This is a genomic window from Pseudomonas sp. K5002, assembly GCF_013386655.1.
Lineage (GTDB): Bacteria > Pseudomonadota > Gammaproteobacteria > Pseudomonadales > Pseudomonadaceae > Aquipseudomonas.
Window position 1 is genome coordinate 1 of the sequence record NZ_JACARK010000492.1, and the last position, 3,739, is coordinate 3,739.

Genomic DNA, 3,739 nt, shown 5'->3' on the forward strand with positions numbered 1-3,739 from the left:
AACGCGCGCTGGCGCAGCACCGGCTGGCGGCGCAGCAAGGTGCCCAGCGAGGCGAGCAACTGGCCATAGCTGGCCGCGTGATCCGGCTGGCGCTTGGGGATGGTCAGCATCAGCACCACGCTGATAAACGCCATCAGTGCGGCAGCGGCCATGAACATGGCGCGCCAGCCGAAATGGTCAGCCACCACGCTGGACACTGGCCGCGCCAGCAGGATACCCAGCAGCAAGCCGCCCATGATGCTGCCGACCACCCGGCCACGGGATTCAGCCGGCGCCAGGTGCGCCGCCAGCGGAATCAGGATCTGTACCGACACCGAGCTGAAGCCGATCAGCAGCGACACCAGCAGGAACAGGTTCGGCTGTTCGGTGAACGCCGCACCCAGCAGGCTGGCGATGGCCACCACGGTGGTGATGATCATCAGCCGGCGGTTTTCCAGCAGGTCGCCCAACGGCACCAGGAAGAACAGGCCCAGGGCATAGCCGATCTGGGTCAGGGACACGATCAGGCTGGCCATGGCCGGCGTGAGGCCGATGTCCGGGGCGATCAGCTCGATGATCGGTTGCGCGTAGTAGATGTTGGCGACGATGGCGCCGCAACAGAACGCAAACAGCATCACCATGCCTCGGGTCATCGTGCTTGTAGCGGGGGGCGTGGCGTTCATGGCGTTCTCATAAAAGCGAAGGATTGTGGCGAGCGAGGATAAAGACTGGCCCCGGGCGCGAGTAGCCTGTCTGTGGTGATAACACTCATGCCGGGAATTAATGACTGAAACGTTAACTTTCGCGCTGAAGGTCGATGATACATTCAGTCACAACTGCATAAACAGGAAATCGACTGCCATGAAGACGACATTCAACAAGATGCTCCTGGCCTCCAGCCTGGCCGCGCTGATGACCGTGGGCGTTGCCCAGGCCGCAGATGCCCCGCGTGTCGGCGTGCGGGGTGCGATTACCGCAATGGACGGCGACGCGATGCACGTCAAGGTCAACAGCGGTGAAGACGTCACCGTGCACCTGACCAAGGACACGCAGGTGCGTGCGGTCACCCTGGCAAAAATCGAAGACATCAAGCCCGGCAGTTACATCGGTTCGGCGGCCATGCCCAACGCGGATGGCACCCTGACGGCGCTGGAAGTGCATGTATTCCCACCGGCGATGGCCGGTACAGGCGATGGGCACCGTGCGTTCGACCTGAAGGAAGGCAGCAGCATGACCAACGGCACCGTGGGTGACCTGGTGGTGAGCAATGGCCGCACGTTGACCGTCAAGTACAAGGGCGGCGAGCAGAAGATCGTGGTGCCGGATGATGTGCCGATCGTCAACCTGGAGCCGGGTGATCGCAGCTTGCTGAAGCCTGGGGTGAAGGTGGTGATGTTTGCGGCGAAGGGCGCGGACGGTAGCGTGACGGCCCAGGCGATTTCCGCGGGTAAGGATGGCGTGACACCGCCGATGTAACCGCTGAACACTGAAACAAATGTGGGAGCGGGCTTGCTCGCGAATGCGGTGTGACAGTCACCGGATGTACCGACTGATCCACCGCCTTCGCGAGCAAGCCCGCTCCCACATTTTTGACCGGGTTTCTCCAGTCAGAACTGCTTATTGGCCGGAGTAGATCTGGTCAAAAACCCCGCCATCATTGAAGTGGGTCTTCTGCACGGTGCGCCAGTCGCCAAAGGTCTTCTCTACCGACAGGAAGTCGACTTTCGGGAAACGGTCGGTGTACTTGGCCAGCACTTTCGGGTCACGTGGACGCAGGTAGTTGTTGGCGGCAATTTCCTGGCCTTCCGGCGACCACAGGTACTTCAGGTATTCTTCGGCAGCCACTTTGGTGCCTTTCTTCTCGACCACTTTGTCGACGATCGACACTGGCGGCTCAGCTTCTGCGGAAACGCTCGGGTAGATCACTTCGAACTGATCACGGCCGAATTCACGGGCGATCATTTCTGCTTCGTTCTCAAAGGTCACCAGCACGTCGCCGATCTGGTTGGTCATGAACGTGGTGGTAGCGGCACGGCCACCGGTGTCCAGCACGGGTGCGTGCTTGAACAGGTCACCCACGAACTTCTTGGCCTTCTCTTCGTCGCCGCCATTCTTCAGCACATAACCCCAGGCCGAGAGGTAGGTGTAGCGGCCGTTACCGGAGGTCTTCGGGTTCGGCACGATGACTTGCACGCCATCCTTGAGCAGGTCCGGCCAGTCTTTCAAGGCTTTCGGGTTGCCTTTGCGCACGATGAACACCGTGGCCGAAGTGAACGGCGCACTGTTGTTCGGCAGGCGGGTAACCCAGTTGTCCGGCACCAGTTTGCCGTTGTCCGCCAGGGCGTTGATGTCGGTGGCCATGTTCATGGTGATCACGTCAGCCGGCAGGCCGTCGATCACCGAGCGCGCTTGTTTGCTCGAACCACCGAAGGACATCTGCAGGGTCAGCTTGTCGTTTGGATGCTCGGCGGCCCAGTGCTTCTGGAAGGCGGCGTTGTAGTCCTTGTAAAAGTCACGCATCACGTCATAGGAGACGTTGAGCAGGGTGACCGGGGCGGCCTGGACGACGCCAGCCAGTGCGAGGCCGGCGGCCAGGAGAGAGGCACTAACGAGTTTTTTCACTGCTCATTCCTTGTTGTTCGAGAAGGTTTTTGAAACGCATGGGGGCAATATGCCAGCGACTATAACGGGGGGGCGCATAGTCGCTTAAAGATTAAAAAGAACTTTGCTTATTCCAGTTTCTTGAAAAGCGCGCTGCCACACCGTGAGCAAAACGCTGCATTGGGCTCATGGCTGTTTTTCTTGCACACCGGGCAATCCGTTTGCAATTGCTCACCGCGCATGGCGTTGGCCAGTTCGGCGGTGAAGATCCCGGTGGGCACCGCGATGATCGAATAACCGGTGATCATCACCAGCGACGAAATCACCTGGCCCAGCGGGGTCTTCGGCACGATATCGCCAAAGCCCACGGTGGTCAGGGTGACGATCGCCCAATAGATGCCCTTGGGAATGCTGGTAAACCCGTGCTCCGGGCCTTCGATCACGTACATCAAGGTGCCGAACACCGTGACCAGGGTGCAGACGCTGACCAGGAACACCACGATCTTCTGCTTGCTGCCCCGCAGCGCCGACATCAGGTAGTTGGCCTGCTTGAGGTACGGGCCGAGCTTGAGCACGCGGAAAATCCGCAGCATCCGGATGATTCGGATAATCAGCAGGTACTGCGCGTCGCTGTAGTACAGCGCGAGGATCCCGGGCACGATCGCCAGCAAATCCACCAGCCCATAAAAGCTGAAGGCATAGCGCAACGGCTTGGGCGAGCAATACAGCCGCAGGCCGTATTCGATGGCGAAGATGATGGTGAAGCCCCACTCGATATAGGCCAGCACGTTGGCGTAGTTGTCGTGGACTGCCTGGATGCTGTCGAGGATCACGATCACCAGGCTGGCCAGAATGATCAGCAACAGGGTGCTGTCGAAGCGTCGGCCGGCCGGGGTGTCACTTTGGAAAACCATGACGTAGAGACGCTCACGCCAGTGCTTGTTGCTGTCCATGGAAGTCGCCTGAATCGAAGATCAGCGAAGCCTAGGGGGATTCGAAGGGGCTGTCCATGCGGGTTTTCTGCATCACCCGCTGACTGGCGCGCACCAGCCAGGTGGCGAGGATAAACGGCGCGGTCAGCGCGGGCAGCTTCAGGCCGGTGAAGCCGGGCGTGAGGATGATCGCCAGGAGAATGCCGATCAGCGGCAGCCAGGGTTGG

4 protein-coding genes and 1 pseudogene are annotated in these 3,739 nt (G+C 60.2%); 1 reads left to right on the top strand and 4 read right to left on the bottom strand.

Annotation, left to right across the window (positions count from 1 at the left end):
• A partial coding sequence (locus HX846_RS21445; protein ID WP_178966059.1) for an MFS transporter occupies nucleotides 1–662 on the bottom strand: 662 nt, incomplete at its 3' end.
• 178 nt (nucleotides 663–840) lie between these two features.
• On the opposite strand from HX846_RS21445, the gene HX846_RS21450 reads away from it, so the two are divergent.
• Nucleotides 841–1,455, top strand: coding sequence for a DUF5666 domain-containing protein (locus HX846_RS21450; protein ID WP_008434747.1), 615 nt, complete (start codon nucleotides 841–843; stop codon nucleotides 1,453–1,455).
• Between the two features lie 141 nt (nucleotides 1,456–1,596).
• Here HX846_RS21450 and HX846_RS21455 read toward each other — a convergent pair whose 3' ends face one another.
• The 3 genes and pseudogenes from HX846_RS21455 to HX846_RS39670 all read right to left on the bottom strand — a co-directional run.
• Entirely contained in the window at nucleotides 1,597–2,601 is a 1,005-nt protein-coding gene (locus tag HX846_RS21455) for a sulfate ABC transporter substrate-binding protein (RefSeq protein WP_003210600.1), read from the bottom strand.
• A 107-nt stretch (nucleotides 2,602–2,708) separates the two neighbouring features.
• Nucleotides 2,709–3,533 carry an ion transporter gene (locus HX846_RS21460; protein ID WP_008434745.1) on the bottom strand — a complete coding sequence of 275 codons (825 nt, stop codon included), beginning with the start codon at nucleotides 3,531–3,533 and terminating at the stop codon, nucleotides 2,709–2,711.
• A gap of 31 nt (nucleotides 3,534–3,564) precedes the next feature.
• Nucleotides 3,565–3,739 (bottom strand): annotated as a pseudogene (locus tag HX846_RS39670) (urea transporter); the annotation flags it as partial.